The organism is Saccharicrinis carchari (assembly GCF_900182605.1).
Classification (GTDB): domain Bacteria; phylum Bacteroidota; class Bacteroidia; order Bacteroidales; family Marinilabiliaceae; genus Saccharicrinis; species Saccharicrinis carchari.
In genome coordinates this window covers 182,020-199,664 of the sequence record NZ_FXTB01000003.1, presented here as the reverse complement: position 1 = coordinate 199,664, position 17,645 = coordinate 182,020, and the positions used below count along the sequence as shown (strand labels likewise).

The 17,645-nt window shown below is 40.8% G+C and carries 15 protein-coding genes; 6 read left to right on the top strand and 9 right to left on the bottom strand.

The annotated features are described in order from the left end of the window. Positions 1–40: 40 nt before the first annotated feature. Complete coding sequence (larC, locus tag FN809_RS07540) at positions 41–856, top strand: nickel insertion protein (RefSeq protein WP_142532893.1); 816 nt, start codon at positions 41–43, stop codon at positions 854–856. 195 nt (positions 857–1,051) lie between these two features. On the opposite strand, the gene FN809_RS07535 is transcribed toward larC, so the two are convergent. Then, positions 1,052–1,759, bottom strand: a complete 708-nt coding sequence (locus FN809_RS07535) for a Crp/Fnr family transcriptional regulator (protein ID WP_142532892.1) — start codon at positions 1,757–1,759, stop codon at positions 1,052–1,054. A 222-nt stretch (positions 1,760–1,981) separates the two neighbouring features. Here FN809_RS07535 and FN809_RS07530 point away from each other — a divergent pair, with 222 nt between their 5' ends. From FN809_RS07530 to FN809_RS07520, 3 genes are all read left to right on the top strand, one after another. After that, positions 1,982–2,404: an OsmC family protein gene (locus tag FN809_RS07530; protein ID WP_142532891.1), complete on the top strand. Its 423-nt coding sequence runs from the start codon at positions 1,982–1,984 to the stop codon at positions 2,402–2,404. Between the two features lie 643 nt (positions 2,405–3,047). Beyond that, positions 3,048–4,685, top strand: a complete 1,638-nt coding sequence (locus FN809_RS07525; RefSeq protein ID WP_142532890.1) for an AMP-binding protein — start codon at positions 3,048–3,050, stop codon at positions 4,683–4,685. Positions 4,686–4,759: 74 nt separating this feature from the next. Beyond that, complete coding sequence (locus tag FN809_RS07520) at positions 4,760–5,158, top strand: hypothetical protein (RefSeq protein ID WP_142532889.1); 399 nt, start codon at positions 4,760–4,762, stop codon at positions 5,156–5,158. Positions 5,159–5,496: 338 nt separating this feature from the next. Here FN809_RS07520 and FN809_RS07515 read toward each other — a convergent pair whose 3' ends face one another. From FN809_RS07515 to FN809_RS07490, 6 genes are all read right to left on the bottom strand, one after another. Then, positions 5,497–8,913 (bottom strand): efflux RND transporter permease subunit, encoded by a 3,417-nt coding sequence (locus FN809_RS07515; protein WP_142532888.1) that lies wholly within the window; start codon positions 8,911–8,913, stop codon positions 5,497–5,499. Positions 8,914–8,924: 11 nt separating this feature from the next. Next, on the bottom strand, positions 8,925–10,061 hold the full coding sequence (locus tag FN809_RS07510; protein ID WP_142532887.1) for an efflux RND transporter periplasmic adaptor subunit: 1,137 nt from the start codon (positions 10,059–10,061) through the stop codon (positions 8,925–8,927). A 16-nt stretch (positions 10,062–10,077) separates the two neighbouring features. Continuing rightward, positions 10,078–11,388 (bottom strand): TolC family protein, encoded by a 1,311-nt coding sequence (locus FN809_RS07505; protein WP_142532886.1) that lies wholly within the window; start codon positions 11,386–11,388, stop codon positions 10,078–10,080. Positions 11,389–11,409: 21 nt separating this feature from the next. Further along, positions 11,410–12,027 (bottom strand): TetR/AcrR family transcriptional regulator, encoded by a 618-nt coding sequence (locus FN809_RS07500; protein ID WP_142532885.1) that lies wholly within the window; start codon positions 12,025–12,027, stop codon positions 11,410–11,412. A gap of 425 nt (positions 12,028–12,452) precedes the next feature. Beyond that, positions 12,453–13,352 carry a deoxyribose-phosphate aldolase gene (gene deoC / locus FN809_RS07495; protein WP_246095521.1) on the bottom strand — a complete coding sequence of 300 codons (900 nt, stop codon included), beginning with the start codon at positions 13,350–13,352 and terminating at the stop codon, positions 12,453–12,455. A 2-nt stretch (positions 13,353–13,354) separates the two neighbouring features. Next, the gene (locus FN809_RS07490) at positions 13,355–13,675 is read right to left on the bottom strand and encodes a nucleotide pyrophosphohydrolase (RefSeq protein WP_142532884.1); all 321 of its coding nucleotides are present in this window, start codon (positions 13,673–13,675) and stop codon (positions 13,355–13,357) included. Between the two features lie 173 nt (positions 13,676–13,848). On the opposite strand from FN809_RS07490, the gene FN809_RS07485 reads away from it, so the two are divergent. Further along, positions 13,849–15,408: an endonuclease gene (locus FN809_RS07485; RefSeq protein WP_142532883.1), complete on the top strand. Its 1,560-nt coding sequence runs from the start codon at positions 13,849–13,851 to the stop codon at positions 15,406–15,408. A gap of 192 nt (positions 15,409–15,600) precedes the next feature. On the opposite strand, the gene FN809_RS07480 is transcribed toward FN809_RS07485, so the two are convergent. Both FN809_RS07480 and FN809_RS07475 read right to left on the bottom strand, forming a co-directional pair. Further along, a complete protein-coding gene (locus FN809_RS07480; RefSeq protein ID WP_142532882.1) occupies positions 15,601–16,053 on the bottom strand; it encodes a 6-pyruvoyl trahydropterin synthase family protein in 453 nt (150 codons plus the stop codon). Positions 16,054–16,138: 85 nt separating this feature from the next. After that, positions 16,139–16,462: an ArsR/SmtB family transcription factor gene (locus tag FN809_RS07475; protein ID WP_246095519.1), complete on the bottom strand. Its 324-nt coding sequence runs from the start codon at positions 16,460–16,462 to the stop codon at positions 16,139–16,141. A 265-nt stretch (positions 16,463–16,727) separates the two neighbouring features. On the opposite strand from FN809_RS07475, the gene FN809_RS07470 reads away from it, so the two are divergent. Further along, positions 16,728–17,618 carry a class I SAM-dependent methyltransferase gene (locus tag FN809_RS07470; protein WP_142532881.1) on the top strand — a complete coding sequence of 297 codons (891 nt, stop codon included), beginning with the start codon at positions 16,728–16,730 and terminating at the stop codon, positions 17,616–17,618. Positions 17,619–17,645: the final 27 nt, after the last annotated feature.

Here is a 17,645-nt window from a genome sequence, read left to right as displayed (position 1 = left end):
ATTTTTTCTATATTCACGTAAGTTAACAACTTATTCAAATATGCAATTACTATTAAATCCCAAGGGAGGTGTTGCCGGCGATATGTTTGCAGCCGCATTGATTTCAATGGGAGCCCATGAACAAAAGATGCTGCGTGCGATGCTACAGGCCGCTAATAAAATTGGACAATCTACCATCAGCACGCAAAAAACCCGGGATGGAGCAACCCGCTTAATCATGAATATAAAGCACAATCACGGCCATCTGGCCGCATCAAAAGCCCGTGTGCTTTTAAAACAATTGTGCAGTGATTTAAAAATATCCGGCATTTATGCCCATTTCGCAACTGAAGTATTGGAAATATTAATTTCTGCCGAAAAACAAGCCCATGCCGAAAATTCTTTTTTAAGCGACCATCATCATGGCCATGGTCACAAGGATACGCATCACCATCATAAGAGTCATCATAATCATCTTCCTTCTCAAGATAAGGAGGAGGAGGCATGGTTGCACGAAGCCCAGGATATTTTAATTGACATAATGGGGGCAGCTATGGGCTTGCAATTGTTGCAGGCACCTACTGTAGCTGCACTATTGGAACCGGTTTCGCTCGGAGGAGGCACAATCCGGTTTTCCCATGGCGAAATGACGGTACCGGCACCGGCCACAAAAATAATTATAGATAAATATGCCATCGCCCATTCAATGGGCCCGTTGGATGTTGAGCTATGCACACCAACCGGTTCGGCTATTTTGGCTGCCCTTGGCTCCAGCCTAAATCAAAATATTGATGTGCAAAATCCGTTGCATTACGGAACTGCGCGGGGAGGAAAAGATTTGGATATCCCCCCCTTGCGTTTGTATTTAAATAAATAAAAAAAGCTGCCTTTCATCGGGCAGCCTCCATTTAAATTTTGTAGTAAGCTATCGGGCAACTCTGTCGTATTTTTGGAAGAATATTGCTCCGCATAGAAACCTTTCCCTTAGTAAACATGCACCTGCATTTACACAGTCGACCGGATAAGATACTTTGTGCTTGCTACTTTGTACTTGCTACTTATGTAACCTAAATCATACATAAACGTTTCCTATTTTTATCAGTTTAGGTATGTTAAGCAGTTTAATTTTTCTGCCGTTTAATTCTATCATTTTATCATTTTTAAACTCCGACAACAGACGAATTACAGATTCTGTAGCCGTTCCTACCATATTGGCCAGCTCTTCGCGGGTTAACGAAATTTGTAAAGTATGATCCTGATCCAGCTCAAAAGTATCCATAAGAAGCAACAATACTTCGGCCAATCTTTCGCGTACTGTTTTTTGGGCTATATCGGTTAAAAACTTATTCGATTCGCCCAGTTCTTTGCAAGTGAGCTTCATCAATGCCATCGAAAAGATCGGGTTCGATTTCAGCAGCGAACCAAGCACTTCGCCCGGGAAATAACAAATCACCGTATCTTGAATAACCTTGCTGGTGCTGCAAGCCAACTCATCGCTGATTACGGATCGGAAACCTATCAGGTCGCCTCGCTTGGCAAATCGTATAATCTGTTCTTTACCATCGAAACCCGTTTTAAAAATTTTTAAAACACCGTCAACAATCAAAAAGGTACCGTTTATGCGGCTCCCTTCGTGGTAAATGGTACTGCCCCGTTTATGCACGGTGCTAATCATCGACTGATCCACCATTTCTAACTCCTCGTCCGAAAGACCTTTAAATATCTTAAAATCACGAAGATTGACAGGCTCGTTGTATGGAACACTTTGAACATTCTTCATTCCTTACATTTTTTTGGTGTTTATTTGTTAAATTACACACCAAAGATATAAATAAAGATGTTTATTTGTTAAAATCATCAGTCTAAATAATTAAGGAATATGAAACGAAGCTCCGAAAAGTCGGGGCAGGCGTTGTGCGTATCCTCTTCCATAAAGAAAGTATTATTGGCAGGTTCTTCCATCACATCGAAACCAAATATAAATCAATAATTATAGTGAGATATGAAAACAACAATCAATTTAGAGTGGATAAAGAACATAAGCTTTAAAGGAAAAGTAAATGGGCATGACATCACCATAGATGCCGGCAAAGAAAACGGAGGGGATGACTCCGGCATTCGCCCAAAACCACTGATGCTTGTTGCATTGGCAGGATGCACAGGTATAGATGTGGTTAATATTTTAAATAAAATGAGGGTGGAATACGATAGCCTTAATATATCCGTAGAGGCCAATATGAGAGAAGAACACCCCAAATATTACGATTCGATGAAGATAATTTACCACTTTAAAGGAAAAAAGCTACCCATGGAAAAGCTTAAAAGGGCGGTTCAGCTTTCCGAAGAACAATATTGTGGTGTGTCGGCCCTCTACAAAATGGCAATTCCGGTTAGCTTTGAGATAAAGATAAATGAGCAGAAATAGCCTTTTATTTATATTTTGCTATCTATAGCTCCTCTTCTTCGGAAAGCTTAGGAGGGTTTCCTTTTCGTTATAATGACGGGACAGGAGAGCCAAGATACCGCGATTTTAATAACCTTTTAAATTTTATCGAAGCTGATTTTGTGGTTGTAGCTAGTTCAGCTAACTAGTAAAACACCAAGGAGCACAACTTTAACCACTTTTTTAAAGTCTGCAAGGATATGTATTACAGCATTTGTAGTTGTAACACAAACACTTTTACTGCAATAAGTATCCGAAATAAGAGCAGGAATTAACCGCAAGTTTACAATAACCCTTGTTTTGTGCTAACAGGCCGATAAAGCAGACGAGTAGGACGAGCAGCCTTTATCTGTTCCAAAGAGCATCCGTAAATTTTTTTGGCAGACAGTGCGCGACGAAGCGATACCCGACGAAGTAATATTGAACATTGGAGGTTAACATACGGACAGTAAAATGATGTTGATTGAACAATGAGAGTAACTCAAGATTATTTTTTTGTACTTGAGTATAGCCAAAGGAATTGCGGTATAAAGCAAATCCAAAAAGCGATAATAAAAAAAGTACTATCTTGCGCGGCTGAAATTGTTTTTTTACCATACCAAATCCGCCTGTAAAATTTAAACTTATGGATAACAACGGATTCATCGGCATGATTGAGCATGCCCTAAAAACACACGAAAACCAATCGTCCTTTAGCGATTATAAGGGTCAAACATATACTTATCATCAAGTTGGCGAAAGGATATTCTGGATTCACGAGCTACTTAAAAAGTGCGACATAAAAAAAGGCGACAAGGTTGCCCTGATAGGCCGAAACTTAAGTAACTTTGCTATTACCTATTTAGCCACCGTTTCGTACGGTGCGGTTATCGTGCCCATTTTGCCCGATTTTGGCAGTAACGAGATACACCATATCGTTTGCCATTCCGAATCCAGGTTGCTTTTTAGTACCGACCGTATTTTTAGTATGGTTGACGAAAGTAAAATGCCTGCTATAAAAGGCATTGTGAGCATCGACGATTTTAAACCCCTGGTAAGTTGCAAACTGAATTTAGAAAAAGTTATTGCCTCCATAAAAGTCGCCGACAATTTTACGGTAGAACAGATTAAGTTTGCTCAGGTGGATAAAGACAGCTTGATGGTATTGTCCTATACCTCCGGCACTTCGGGTTTTTCGAAAGGAGTGATGTTGCCACATCGCAGCATATGGTCCAACGTACGCTATGCCCGGGAACATTTAGAGTTGAAACCGGGCAACCGAATCGTTTCCTTTTTGCCCCTGGCTCATGCCTACGGTTGTCTTTTTGAGTTTTTATGGCCTTTTACGGTAGGATGCCATATTACTTTTCTGAGCCGTACCCCTTCGCCCCAAATTATAACGGAAGCCTTTCAGGCTATACGTCCGCATTTAATACTGTCGGTTCCGCTCATCCTCGAAAAAATATTTAAGAAACGTATTTTGCCTGTTCTGGAGAAGAACCCGGTTAAAACATTGAGTAAAATACCCATCTTAAACCAGGTGGTGTATCAAAAGGTGAAAAAACAACTCACCGAAGTTTTCGGGGGCGAGTTTCAGCAGATAGTGATAGGTGGTGCGGCCCTTAACAAAGACGTAGAGGATTTTTTACGCAAAATTGGTTTCCCCTTTACCATTGGATACGGTATGACGGAGTGTGGCCCGCTGATAAGCTACGAGCCACCTGCGACCACCCAATTGCGTTCGGCAGGTAGATTGGTAGATCGCATGGAAGTGAAAATTGATTCCGAAGACCCCTACAATGTGGTAGGCGAGATATTGGTTAAAGGCACCAAAACCATGTTGGGCTACTACAAAAATAAAGAAGCTACCGATGCTGTATTTGATGCCGACGGATGGCTGCATACAGGCGATTTGGGTGTAATTGACCGCGAAAATTTTATTTATATAAAAGGCCGCCGCAAAAACATGATTCTGAGTGCATCCGGTCAGAATATTTATCCCGAAGAAATTGAAGCCCATCTTAACAATACGGAATATGTGCAAGAAAGCCTGGTGCGCGACATGGGCGATGGCAAACTGGAAGCCCTGGTATATCCGGATTACGAACGTGCCGACGCCGAAAATTTAAGCGAAATAGAAATAACAGACCTTATCGAAGGGCTAAAGACCATCGTAAACGCCCAACTGCCTGCATACATGAACCTTTCTAAAGTAACAGTTTTCCCCGAGGAATTCGAAAAAACGCCTAAAAAGAGCATTAAAAAGTACAAGTACCTTAAGTAGGTATATGAACGATACTGTAAAAATAAAGACACTAATTCAACAGACATTTATATTCAATAATTATTTTTAAAATTATGGACAAACAATCATTCAATTTAAATGCTGACTTTTGGGGTGGGTACACAGGAATTTTCATCAAAATTGTTTTTGCAGTTATCTTATTTTATGGATTCATCTTGTTATTAAATTTCTTTCGTGACAAATTCCTTAATAAGGAAAACATTAGCAAAGACCCCAAAATAGTTGATTTGTTGAGTATTTTAAATAAGTTATTTTACCTATCTGGCTTTGGATTTGTAATTGCGAATATATTACAAATCATATTGTCTCAAATCACCAGAAATAGTGGAAATAAAGCGTTAATGAATTTAAAAGGCGATTGGGATTATCTGACTTTTGGTATAATACTGATATTTGCTGGAATAGGTTTTAAAATTGCTAAAGAAGTGATTCTAAAAGAGAATCAAGATTAGTGTTTTGGGTAGTTTGGCAGGGCTGAATAATAAATTTAGTTTTAACGCTATGCTGTGTTTATTAAGTAAGCGCACAATTGACTGAACTACACATATGTTCTTTATTAATGAAGTGAGGGATTTGATACCACAACGGCTTAAAATGCTCTAATCACTAAGCCTTGAATAACTTGCTAATAAGGAGCACTTTATGATATTTGTGGCTTATATGATTCTCATTTTAGATAATAACATTGAAAAGAATGCCAGGGTACAACAGCTTATAAAGTATATATAAAAAAAGCCCGGACGAGTAATGCATCTCGCGTCCGGGCTTTTTTATTCTTCTTTAATTCAAACTACGCTTTACTTTCTTTTATAAACTTGTTTCGTGCCCGCACAGCCACTAAAAACATAACGGGCGACATAATAAGTGTCAGAACCGTTGAGGTGGTCAATCCAAAGATTACAGTCCACGACATGGGCGACCAAAAATCAGCGTTATCGCCGCCAAAATAAATATGTGGGTTTAAATCGGTTAGCAGGCCATAAAAATCGAAGTTAAAACCTATCGCCAGGGGTATCAGTCCGAGCACGGTGGTAATGGCCGTGAGCAACACCGGTCGCAATCTGGTTTTACCCCCTAAAATAATACACTCCACCTCATCCTGCAAGGATAGCCTGCCATTCTCGCCAAGCCCCAATTCCGCCCTCTTTTGCTTACGGATAATATCGATATAATCAATAAGCACAATGCCGTTATTTACCACAATACCGGCCAGGGATACAATGCCCACGCCCGTCATTAGTATTACAAAGTCCATCCTAAAAACACCCAGCCCTAAAAACACACCTATGGTGCTCAGCAGTACTGTTCCAAGAATAATCAAAGGCTTTACGGCAGAGTTAAATTGCGTTATCAGTATCATCGAAATAAGTGCGATGGCCAGCAACAGGGCACCCATCAAAAAGTCGGATGTTTCGTTTTGTTGTTCTTGCTCTCCGGTCATTTTCCATTTATATCCGGCGGGCATTGTATAATCGGCCAGCAGTTCTTTTATACGTGCGTTTATCGCATTGGCATTGTAACCTGCATTAACATTAGAATAAACCGTTATAACTCTGGAATTATCGATGCGGTTTATTTGCTCGTAGGTTGAGGAATATTTGTAATCGGCCACCGACGAAATAGGCACATAATAGGGTATTCCGTCGTGCTCTATTCTTAATTTCAGATTAAGAAGCTGCGAGGTGCTGTTGCGGTATTTTTTATCCAGGCGCACCATTATCTCATACTCATCTTCTTTTTCTTTGTATTTATCCACATTGCTGCCAAAAACGGCTGTGCGTATCGTTCCTGCAATCATTTGGGTAGATAAGCCAAAGCGACGAGCTTTTTCGCGGTCTATTTGTAACACCATTTCGGGTTTGTTGGGGTTGATGTCCATTTGCAACTCCTCAATGCCGGGAATCCTGTCCTCATTTATCACGCGCACCATATCCTGCACAGTGGCAATCAGCCTTTCAAAATCGTTACCCGACACTTCAATATTGATAGGCTTGCCTACCGGAGGTCCGTTATCCTCCTTTTCTACAAAAATTTTAGCTCCCACAAAGCCCACAAACGAATCCGTTATTTCCTTCATTACCTGGGCCGTACTCACGCCATCTCGGTCGATATATTCAACAAACGTAATAGTGGTAAGCGATTTGTTGGGCGATCTGTCGCCCTCGAACATACCACCTTTACCTGCACCTATGGTTATGCCCACCGATTTAATAATATTCTCATACTTATCGATGGTATCGTAAATTTTATCCTCTACTTTATGCGTTATCGAGTCTGTTACCTCCAAATCGGTACCTAAGGGTAGTTCGGCGGTTACGTAAATTGTTTTGGGTTCATTCTCCGGGAAAAAGATGACATTGGGGTTGCTGGCTCCAAAAAATACGATGGACATCACAAACAAAAGAACCGACAAAACGAGCAGCATCACGGAAGTATTATTGCCCAGCGCCTTGCGTAAAGTACGCTCATATTGTGTTTCCATAAAAGGAATACCTTTTTCCTGAAACCAGATGGCAAAAGGTTTTACGGCGAAAATATTAATAAGGGTAATAAGAAATGGGATAAACAAGAGGTTACCCCAAAGTATATTCCCAAATAAATAGCATAACACGCCGATAAAAGCCATTGCCCCCAAAAAAGTGAGTGTACGTTTGCGGTTCCCCTGGGCACGGATATTCTCCACTTTCATAAAAGCAGCTGCAAAAACCGGATTCAATACCAGTGCCACAAATAGCGACGAAGCCAGAACAATGATAAGGGTGATGGGTAAATAACCCATAAAGTCGCCCACAATACCGGGCCAGAACAGTAGCGGTACAAAGGCCGCTAAAGTAGTTGCAGTAGAGGAAATGATGGGGATGGCAATTTCACTCACCCCTCGTTTTACCGCCTCCATCTTACTCATGCCTCCCTCGTGCAGCCGATACACGTTTTCGACCACCACAATGGCATTATCAACCAGCATACCCAGTGCCAGCAGCAAGCCAAACAATATCATGGTATTGATGGTGTAGCCAAATTGCGATAGCAGCCAAAAGGAAATAAACATCGACATGGGAATAGCCAGACCCGAAAACATGGCGTTTCGTATCCCCATAAAAATATAAAGCACCAGAATTACCAGCAGCATACCCATTATAATGCTGTTTTCCAGATTACTAATCTGCTCTTTTATGCTGGTACTTTGGTCGTCGGTAATTACAATCTTAATGTCTTTTGGCAATAAGCCGTCGGCCTGCTTTTGTTCTATAATTTTATATATCTCATCGGTAGCTTCCAACAGGTTTTCGCCACTACGTTTTACAATGGATAATTTAACCACAGGCTGACGGTTCAATACCGAGATTGAGGTTTTTTCCTCAAAGCCATCTACCACTTCGGCCACGTCTTTCAAATATCTGATATGGCCATCCTTGGCGCTTACAATAGTATTCTCAATCTCCTCCATGGTTTTGTAATCGGCCTGGGTGGTGATGGATCGGCGGGTACCATCTACGCGTAGCTCCCCGGCGCCTATGTTTATGTTTTCGGCAATCAGGGCTTGCTCTACATCGTAAAAAGTAAGATCCATGGCCTCCAAACGAAAAGGATCCACATTTATCTGTATCTCTCGTTCATCTACCCCAATAATGTCGGCCTCTCGTACCGAGCGTAGTGCTTCAAACTCATCCTGCAAGTCCTCGGCAAACTTTTTAAGTTCATAGATAGAGTAATCGCCCGAAAGGTTGATATTGAGAATGGGGAACTCATTAAAATCCACATCATCCACAATGGGTTCCTGATCCAAATCGTCGGGGAGCTCAGATTTGGCTTTGTCCACCTGATCCTTAACATCTTGCAAGGCCTGCTTTACCTCCACATCAGTTTCAAATTCAATGGCAATTAAACTGTAATCCTGATACGATGAAGAAGACATTTTTTTAACCCCATTGAGCCCCTTTAGTTCCTTCTCGATAGGACGGGTGATAAGGTTCTCCATGTCGGCAGGGCTGTTACCCGGATGCAGGGTGCGCACCATAATAAAAGGCACCACTATTTCGGGGAAAAGCTCGCGATCCATGCTCTGGTAGGATAAGATACCCGCCACAAACAGAAAGAAAGTAAGGAGATATATGGTGTTTTTATTTTTTAAAGCAACAAACGTGGGTTTAAATTTCCGGTATTCCCTTTCTTCAACCTTTGCCACTTTTTCGTTTTCGTTGGACATAAAAGTATTACTTACGAATTAACAATTTTAATTTCGGTTCCGTTCACAATCTGGTTGTAACCCTGGGTAACAATGGTATCGCCGTCCTTTAATCCTTCGGAGATGATAGACTTATTATCTGTGTTAAAAACAGATTTAACATATTGCTTTTTGGCATAGGTTTTACCCTCTTTTTGTTCTGTTACAAACAAAAACTCCCCGTCAAAATCCTGTTTCACTAAAATGGAAGGTACAATTAATAAGTTATCGGCTGAATAAACTTTTAACTTTACCACCGAAATAAGGTTGGGTTTTATTTTATTACCGGAGTTTTTAAGGTTGATGCGTACCCTAAAGGTTCGGGATATATCGTTAATAACCGTTGATGATCGGAAAATAGTAGCCTGCACGTTTTTATCTAAAGCCGGAAAAAACACCGAGGCAGAGTCGCCATCGTTTATCATACCCACAAAACGTTCGCCCACTTCGGCGTTCACATACACCTCATCTATATTTACCACACGCGCAAAAGGAATACTGGGACCGGCTATTTCTCCTTTACGTTGGAATATCTCGTCCACAATACCATTGATTTGCGATTTAACCGTTGACATGGCTTGCTGCGCCTGTAAGGATTTTAGGTTTTGTTCCTGCGCTTCCATTTCGGCTTTTGCCTGCAGGTATTCAATCTCCGACCCAATGTTACGATCCCATAGCTTTTTACGGCGTTCAAAGGTCGTTACAGCCAGCTGAAGCCCGGCTTTTACCTGCTCAATTTGGCTTTCAATGGCATCGTTATTCAGATGAGCCAACACCTGACCTTTGCTTACCCGTTCTCCCTCCGTAACAACAATGCGGGTTATTTTACCCCCACCTTCAGGGCTGACCATCGTATTTTGGTCGGTTTTTACTTTACCGGTTACCTCAATAAAATGATTGTAGGTTTGGGGCCTTACAATCCGGGTAGTAACATTAACGATGCTTCCGGAGGTTCCGTTTTCCGCTTCTATCTCGTCTTCGAGTGCCGATATTTCCTTCTTTAATTCCAGCAACTCTTTTTTGTGCTCGGCCAGTTTTTCCGTTTTATTTTCTTCGTTGCCACAGCTTGTAGCCAATAAAATAAATACGAAAAAAACAGGTGTTAGTATCAGTTGTTTTGGATAGTTCATAATAAAATTGTTAATATTATAATTGGGCTGTAGCTTTTTGATAGTTCAAGTGCATGTTAAAGTAATTGGTGGCAGCCGACCTAAAGGCGATTATGGCCTCCACCATCGTATTTTCATTCTGCGAAAGTTCAAGGCTCGATGCCAAACCATTTTTAAATTTAAGCAATGCCTTATCGTAAATGCGTGTGGCTATTTCGAGTGCTTCCTCAGCATTGTTATACTGCTCCTTAGCATTGGCCAGGTTGGTTGTGGCAATAAGCCTATCTCTTTCGAGACTTTGCTCCAACATTTTTCTTTCTATATTAAGCTTGGTAAGTCCTAACTTTTTTTGCTTTAATTGTGCCGACCGTTGTCCGCTCGAAAAAATGGGAACACTCAGACTCAAACCTATAACGGCTCCATCAGTGCTAATCAACTCGCTCAGGTCGTCGCCCAGCATGGTGTAATCGTAACTGGCAAAAGCGCTTAATTTGGGTAGAGCGAGTGCTTTCTGGTTTTTAATATCCAGACCTTGTATATCCATTTGGGTAAGTAAGCTGCGGTAATCGATATGGCTAAAAACGTTCTCACCGGGCGAAGGGTTTACCGGAATGCGCGACAGTAATTCGGTAATATTATCACTTACTTTAAGTGGCTTGTCGATATCGTATCCCATCGAAAATTTTAAAATGGCCATGGTAAGCGTTTGTTGTCTTTTGGCTTCGAGGTACAAACGGTTTGATTCGTTTATCATCAGCTTTATCTGATCTACATCGGTGTCTTCCTTCAATCCGTTTTCAAAGTATGCTTTTGTTTCTTCGTAGATTTGCTTATTGGCTTCGAGACTAGTTTTAAAATCGCGGATATTTTCCTGAGCAATTGCGGCCAAAAAATACACCTCGGCCACCGCCTGTTTTATTTCTATGTCGGTTTTTTCCTTTGCATTTTCCGATAAACGTACATACACTTTACTGGCCTTTAAGCCAACCAGATAAGAACCGTCGAATAAAAGCTGATCGGCACGGGCGCTAAGGGTACTGCTGTAATCCGTTCCCATTTTAAAACGCTGCGTCTGTCCACCTATTTGGGCCACTATTTCCTGTATGAGTAAATTTTTATTAAAGGTGCCGTTACCGCTTATTTGTGGCAGACCGATAGCCAGGGTTTCGTTAACCTTTTTACGGGCAATGGCAATGTCGTGCTCGGCATTTATGCTCTGGTAGCCAAACTCGGTAGCATAAGCCATGGCCTGATTTAAAGTAACTTCGAGCGTATCGGACTGGGCGTAATTAAGTGAGCAGAAGCACAGGGATAAGGGCACAAGTAGCCGCTTAATTTTAGTTGTCATATGTTTTTGGTTTATTAATCTTTAAAGGTGTTTTTTATTAAAAAGTTCATTGAATAAACGGCGTCCCTTTTCTGAACAGACTCCATTCATATGATAGATAAAAAATTGGTCGGAATACTTTTTCGATACTAAATCGTCTTCGGTAAATGCCTGTATCTCGGGGTAAAACATCGCAGAAAATAAAGTTATAGATAGTTTGCTGATAAACTCCGTATCTAAATCCTCACGCAAAAGTCCCTGCTTTTGTCCGTCCGAAATAAATTTTTGGGTTGATAGGCCTATAAAATCCGATTTAAAAGCGTGGAAATCGTTATATAGATCCGGATAAAACTTTTTTAAATCGTAGATAAAGCCGGGTTTTAACGCACGGTAGGTTTTGAGATACTTTTTCCGCTGCTCAATTTCTTTCTCAATCACATTTAAATCCGATTTATTGTAATCGTTAATAATGTGCTGCATGGAAGCCTTAATGTTTGCCATGGTTTTTTTCACCAATTCGGTTTTATCGGTATAAATCTGGTACAGTGTTTTTTTTGAAACTCCCAGTTTTCCGGCAATATCGTCCATGCTTACGCTCTTTATGCCATACTGCAAAAAAAGAGGCGTTATTTTATCTATATATGGATCTTTTTCACTCATACCGACAAAAGTAATAAACAAATGTCAGTCGGAAACTATTTATATGCAAAAAGTTTTTAAAGTTTTCTGTAACCGGTAGTTTTTTACCGGTTTTTAATGATATAATTTAAAAGTTTGAACCAATTATTACGGCATATGGCTACAGCCAATTAAAAATGGAAAGAATACGCTAGAATATTATTTGTCAAAGCTTAAGATCGAGCTGAAATTACAAAGTGACCTACCGCATGTGGATATCAATGCTTGCATTGCCTGAGCTTGGTTGTTGCTACGCTATCCAATTCGTCTGTGACAATTGACTATTAATTCAAAAATTGAATATACGAATTGGCTCCGTGCGTATTTGAAAATTTTGTGCGTTTAATCCTGTAATACAAAATGTTACTGGTCTGTTTTATTAATTCAGGTTAGATAAAAAAAGAAGCTTAAAAAAACTTTACCTTATCCATACTGCTATCCTCTAAGCTTAAAATATCGCTCAATAAATTGTTCGCCAATCTACTGGCACCAATCCTGAATAAAGTATTGCTTAGCCATTTCTGCCCCAGCACTTCGTTTACAATCGCATAATAATTTACGGCCTCTATGGTTTCGGCAATTCCGCCGGCTGGTTTAAACCCTATCTTTTTACCTGTTTTGCTGTGATAGGCTTTAATAGCCTTACACATTACATAGGCGGCATCCAGTGTGGCAGCCGTGGGTATTTTTCCGGTGCTGGTTTTAATAAAGTCGGCACCGGCATCCATAGCAATGATGGAAGCGTTCCAAATGAGTTGCGCATCGCCTATGGCACCCGTTTCCAATATTACTTTCAGGTGTGCATCCCCACACGCCTCTTTAAGCTGACGTATCTCCTCATAAACAAACTCGTAGTTACCCTCTAAAAACTCTCCTACCGAAATCACCACATCAATTTCGTTGGCACCATAGCTTACGGCTTTTTTTACTTCTAATACCTTTATATCCAAAAATGTTTGTGAAGAAGGAAAACCTCCGGCAACCACCGCTTTTTGCACCTCGTTTACTTTCAGGTATTGATTTATAATAGGCGCAAACACCGGAAAAACACATACGGCACCAACAGAGGGCATATCGGGGTATTGGGTCTTAAAATCGTTTACTTTTTGTACAAAGGCGGTCACAGATTCAGTCGAATCACTCTCTTTTAGGGTGGTGAGATCAATGCAGCTAAATATGGTTTTGAGCACTTCGACATCTTGTTCCAGATGCTGGCAGGTCGCGGTAATTCGTTCAACCTCAGAACTGAGTTCATCCGTTTTAAAATTCATTTTGTACCCGTCTAATAGGTTTCCTGATTCCATCATCCTTATAATTTTTTATTGTTGATATGTCTGTCTTTGTCTCTTCCGGTTTTTTTGGCCATGTTTTCTATCAGTGCCTGATTCAGGTCCACCCCTGTTTGGTTGGCCAGGCAAATCAATACCCAAAGCACATCGGCCATTTCATCGGCCAGATTGTCGTTTTCGCCGGGCTTAAACGATTGCTCCCCATATTTACGTGCCATCACACGCGCCAGTTCGCCCACCTCTTCACTCAGGATAGCCATGTTGGTGAGCTCGTTAAAATACCGAACCCCATAGGTTTTAATCCATTCATCTACCTTTTGCTGCGCTTCTTTTATCTCCATAATATATTTATTGGGCTAAAATACATTTGTTTTATTGCTTAACCTGAAATATCAATCAATTATTCGGGGGGAAAATTTAAAATTTGTTAATATTGTAATACTGCTGCTTATTGATACCTCGGTATTATTAGTGCAACTATTTAAGAAACGTACGCCAACTAAACACATCAGTTATGAAAAATATCTACCTCCTAATTTTTTTGTTTTTAATGCCGGGCCTAAACCTTAGCAGTCAAACAGATATTGAACAATACTATGCCCCTGCACAGGGCAAAACGGGGACTGAACTGCGCCAGGTGCTCCATGCCATTATAAGCAACAATACCCAATTAACTTATAGCCAGGCCAGGGATAGCCTAAAGGTTAGCGATGAAGACCCCAACAATTCCGAGAATGTGCTTCTGTTGTATTCGGGTTGGTCTTATCCCAAAAATAACTTTGGTCCTGCTGTAACGGAATGGAACCGTGAACATACCTGGGCCAAATCGATGGGCGGTTTTGGCACTGAACCAGGTCCCGGAACCGACATACATCATCTGCGCCCCACAGACGTATCTGTGAACAGCGCACGAGGGAATTTATACTTCGACGATGGAGGTAATCCGTACAGGGACGGCACTCGTTATGGTGGTGGGAGTGGTGCTACGGGCTGTTTTTACGATAGCGACAGCTGGGAGCCCCGCGATGCCGTTAAAGGCGACGTTGCCCGCATGATGTTTTACATGGATGTGCGATACGAAGGAGGCGGTGAAATAGATCTTATATTGGATGAATACTCCTCCTCCACAGGCAGGCACGGTAAACTATCAACCTTATTGCAATGGCACATTGACGACCCGGTAGATCAATGGGAGTTGGATCGCAACGAAAGGGTATTCGTCAGTCAGGGCAACCGCAACCCATTTATCAACCATCCGGAATTTGTGGCCCTGATTTGGGACGGCAGCGGTAACCATGGAGGCAACGATTATACCGAATTGTTCAAGGAAGATTTTGAGACAAGAACATTGGGAAAAATGACCCAGTTCAGTGTTGTTGATGAAGCCTATACCTGGTATGCCGATAGTTATAGCAATAATTGGTTTGCCAAGATGAGTGGTTTTACAGGTTCGGGTAATGTAGCCAACGAAGATTGGCTCATAAACCAAACAGCCGTTAATTTAAATGGATATGAAGATTTATTCTTATCCTTTATTAGTAGTATGAATATTTTTGGTGGTAACACCAGTTTTACAATCCATATTTCATCCGATTATGATGGCACATCCAACCCCAACGGTTTTACATGGACCGATGTTACTTCTCAGGCCACTCTTTCAACAGACAATTATGATAGAGTTCCTTCGGGAGCTATTGATTTAATGCCCTGGGCCAACGAATCGGTGTATGTAGGTTTTAAGTTTGTGAATACAGCCAACGGAAGCAACACCTGGCAAGTGGACGACATAAAGATAATGGGCAAAGCAATCAGCTCATCACTTACAAACAATGCCCTGCATGATGTTTGTCTATATCCCAACCCGGCAAAAAGTAGGTTTTCCGTATTATACGATGGCGCAATGGCTATTGAGCAAGTTCGCATATTTAACCTTTCCGGCTTGTTGCAAAAAACAGTCAGCTCCTATCAGAACAATAGCGCCATTAATTTAAGTGGTGTAGCCAAGGGGGTATACCTTGTGCAAATAAAGGGTAAAGATGGCAGCTGCGTAGTTAAAAAGCTGGTTGTGAATTAGGTAAGTCGCCGGATTGGGAGTAAATAACAAAAAGCACCTAGCTAATTGAAAGTATTGAAACCACGGCATACAATTATGCACAAGGTGTATAATATTAAGTCCTGCGTTAGTGGATACAACGCACGCGATGGATGCAGATTGTAATTAAGCAAAAATGATTCATTTAACAAAGCAAGCAGTGTTGTATCCGGTTCACCCATTATCCTCTGCAAACCATTCGGCATAGGAGTTGGCTGTTTCGTGCAAGCGCAGGTTATGCAGTTTAACGTTTTGGGGTAATCTGCCACTGATACGTTCCGCCATTTCTATCAACATATTTTCGCACGTGGGCTGATAATCGGTAAGAATAAGCCTTTCGCCCATTTGGGGCAAGGCCAGTAAGTCTTTGTGTTCGGCATTTTTATTCAGAACCAGTGCATGATCCAATCTGTCCACCACCTCTTGATTCACTATTTCCTTTAACACACCAAAATCCATTACCATGCCACACTTGGGGCTTTCCCGGTTCGCGTTAGGCTCGCCTATAACGGTCACCCGCAAAATATAGGAGTGCCCATGAAAATGTTTGCATAGGCCATCATAATTCCATAGCGCGTGCGCCATTTCAAATCGAAATTCCTTGGTGAGTCTTATCTTTTTACCCATTTTTAAAATCTAAACATACATTGCAAAAACACTTTAAACCCACTAAGCACAGAAAAGTTTAAGTAAATAATGCATTTATATCCAACTATAAGTTAACAGAACATTTGCTTACACAGTTAACAATAGTCTGTAAGCTATCATGCTTAAGGGAGTAATAGGTGTTTTTCCCATCGCGTTGCGAAACCAATACCCCTTTGTCCTTTAAAATACCTAAATGGTGCGAGGTGGTGGACTGTTCAATATCCAACAAGCGATGTATCTCGGTCACGGTAAGTTTTTTACCGTCCTCAAGGTAGCTTAATATAGCTATGCGCATAGGGTGGGCAATCGCCTTAAGCATGCTGGCGGCACGCTCCAACTGAGCCGCATCTAAATCCTGAATTTTCATTTCCATAACATGTTCTTTCATAGCTGACCTTATATATAAACCGTTGGCAGCAAAATAATAACAAATGCAAATATATAACTATGTTCGGGAACAACCTCAACATATTGATTATATTTATATATTTAGATTCGTTTTTATGTTCTTTATTAAATTTTTTCGCTTATTAACCTGAATTATTCATCTATTAAAAAAAACATAAATAAAGATTTGCGCCAATCCCTAAAAGCAAGTCTTTTTGGTGCTTTTACATCGAATACATATATTTGGTGTTTAATATTCTCCGTGGATGACAAAGACCGAATTCACCTCGCAAAGCTATACTGCGCACGAGCAACATTACAAGGATAACAGCAAGGTATTCCACCGCCTCCAAAATAAAGGAAGCATTGACTATTGGCGGCATGAACGCATGTTCCTCACCTTAATGCCCTTTTTAGGTGATAAAAAAAACAAATGGCTAACCGTGGGTGATGGGGTTGGCACCGATGCCAACTGGCTACAGAGCCAAGGGGTGGATGTTATGGCCAGTGACATTTCAGATATCATTTTAAAACAAGCATTTGAGCTTGGTTATATCAACAATTACAGCAAGCAGAATGCCGAGCAATTAACTTACACCAACAATTCATTTGACTATGTATTTTGCAAGGAAGCTTTTCATCACTTCCCACGTCCGTACATTGCACTTTACGAAATGATACGGGTGGCACAAAAAGCAGTAGTATTAATAGAACCGGAGGATATAGGCATACAAATGCCTTTAATAATATTTGTAAAAAATATTTTAGATCGGTTTTCGCCGCAATGGATAAACCGGATATGGAAAAACCGTTTTTCGTTTGAAGAGGTGGGCAACTACGTATATAAAATTTCGGAACGGGAAATTGAGAAGGTAGCCATGGGCATCAACCTGCCCTGCATTGCTTTTAAGGGCATCAACGATTACTACTCCACTACCGTAGATTTATCACAGCCAAGCTCGAACCGCAAAGTTTTTAACAAGGTTAAGCGAAAAATAAAATTAAAGAATAACTTATGTAGATTAGGCTTAATTCCCTATCAATTAAAAACATGTGTTATTTTTAAATCATCACCAACGGAGGAGGAAAAGATTAAAATGAAAGCACAGGGATATAAGTTTGTTGAGATGGCCATTAATCCGTATTTGAATGAATAAGATGATGGAACTAATATGTTATGCTTA

Excerpts from the sequence above, each read along its gene's own strand:
- larC (WP_142532893.1), top strand. The coding sequence starts at position 41 with ATGCAATTACTATTAAATCCCAAGGGAGGTGTTGCCGGCGATATGTTT.
- FN809_RS07535 (WP_142532892.1), bottom strand. The coding sequence starts at position 1,759 with ATGAAGAATGTTCAAAGTGTTCCATACAACGAGCCTGTCAATCTTCGT.
- FN809_RS07530 (WP_142532891.1), top strand. The coding sequence starts at position 1,982 with ATGAAAACAACAATCAATTTAGAGTGGATAAAGAACATAAGCTTTAAA.
- FN809_RS07525 (WP_142532890.1), top strand. The coding sequence starts at position 3,048 with ATGGATAACAACGGATTCATCGGCATGATTGAGCATGCCCTAAAAACA.
- FN809_RS07520 (WP_142532889.1), top strand. The coding sequence starts at position 4,760 with ATGGACAAACAATCATTCAATTTAAATGCTGACTTTTGGGGTGGGTAC.
- FN809_RS07515 (WP_142532888.1), bottom strand. The coding sequence starts at position 8,913 with ATGTCCAACGAAAACGAAAAAGTGGCAAAGGTTGAAGAAAGGGAATAC.
- FN809_RS07510 (WP_142532887.1), bottom strand. The coding sequence starts at position 10,061 with ATGAACTATCCAAAACAACTGATACTAACACCTGTTTTTTTCGTATTT.
- FN809_RS07505 (WP_142532886.1), bottom strand. The coding sequence starts at position 11,388 with ATGACAACTAAAATTAAGCGGCTACTTGTGCCCTTATCCCTGTGCTTC.
- FN809_RS07500 (WP_142532885.1), bottom strand. The coding sequence starts at position 12,027 with ATGAGTGAAAAAGATCCATATATAGATAAAATAACGCCTCTTTTTTTG.
- deoC (WP_246095521.1), bottom strand. The coding sequence starts at position 13,352 with ATGATGGAATCAGGAAACCTATTAGACGGGTACAAAATGAATTTTAAA.
- FN809_RS07490 (WP_142532884.1), bottom strand. The coding sequence starts at position 13,675 with ATGGAGATAAAAGAAGCGCAGCAAAAGGTAGATGAATGGATTAAAACC.
- FN809_RS07485 (WP_142532883.1), top strand. The coding sequence starts at position 13,849 with ATGAAAAATATCTACCTCCTAATTTTTTTGTTTTTAATGCCGGGCCTA.
- FN809_RS07480 (WP_142532882.1), bottom strand. The coding sequence starts at position 16,053 with ATGGGTAAAAAGATAAGACTCACCAAGGAATTTCGATTTGAAATGGCG.
- FN809_RS07475 (WP_246095519.1), bottom strand. The coding sequence starts at position 16,462 with ATGAAAGAACATGTTATGGAAATGAAAATTCAGGATTTAGATGCGGCT.
- FN809_RS07470 (WP_142532881.1), top strand. The coding sequence starts at position 16,728 with ATGACAAAGACCGAATTCACCTCGCAAAGCTATACTGCGCACGAGCAA.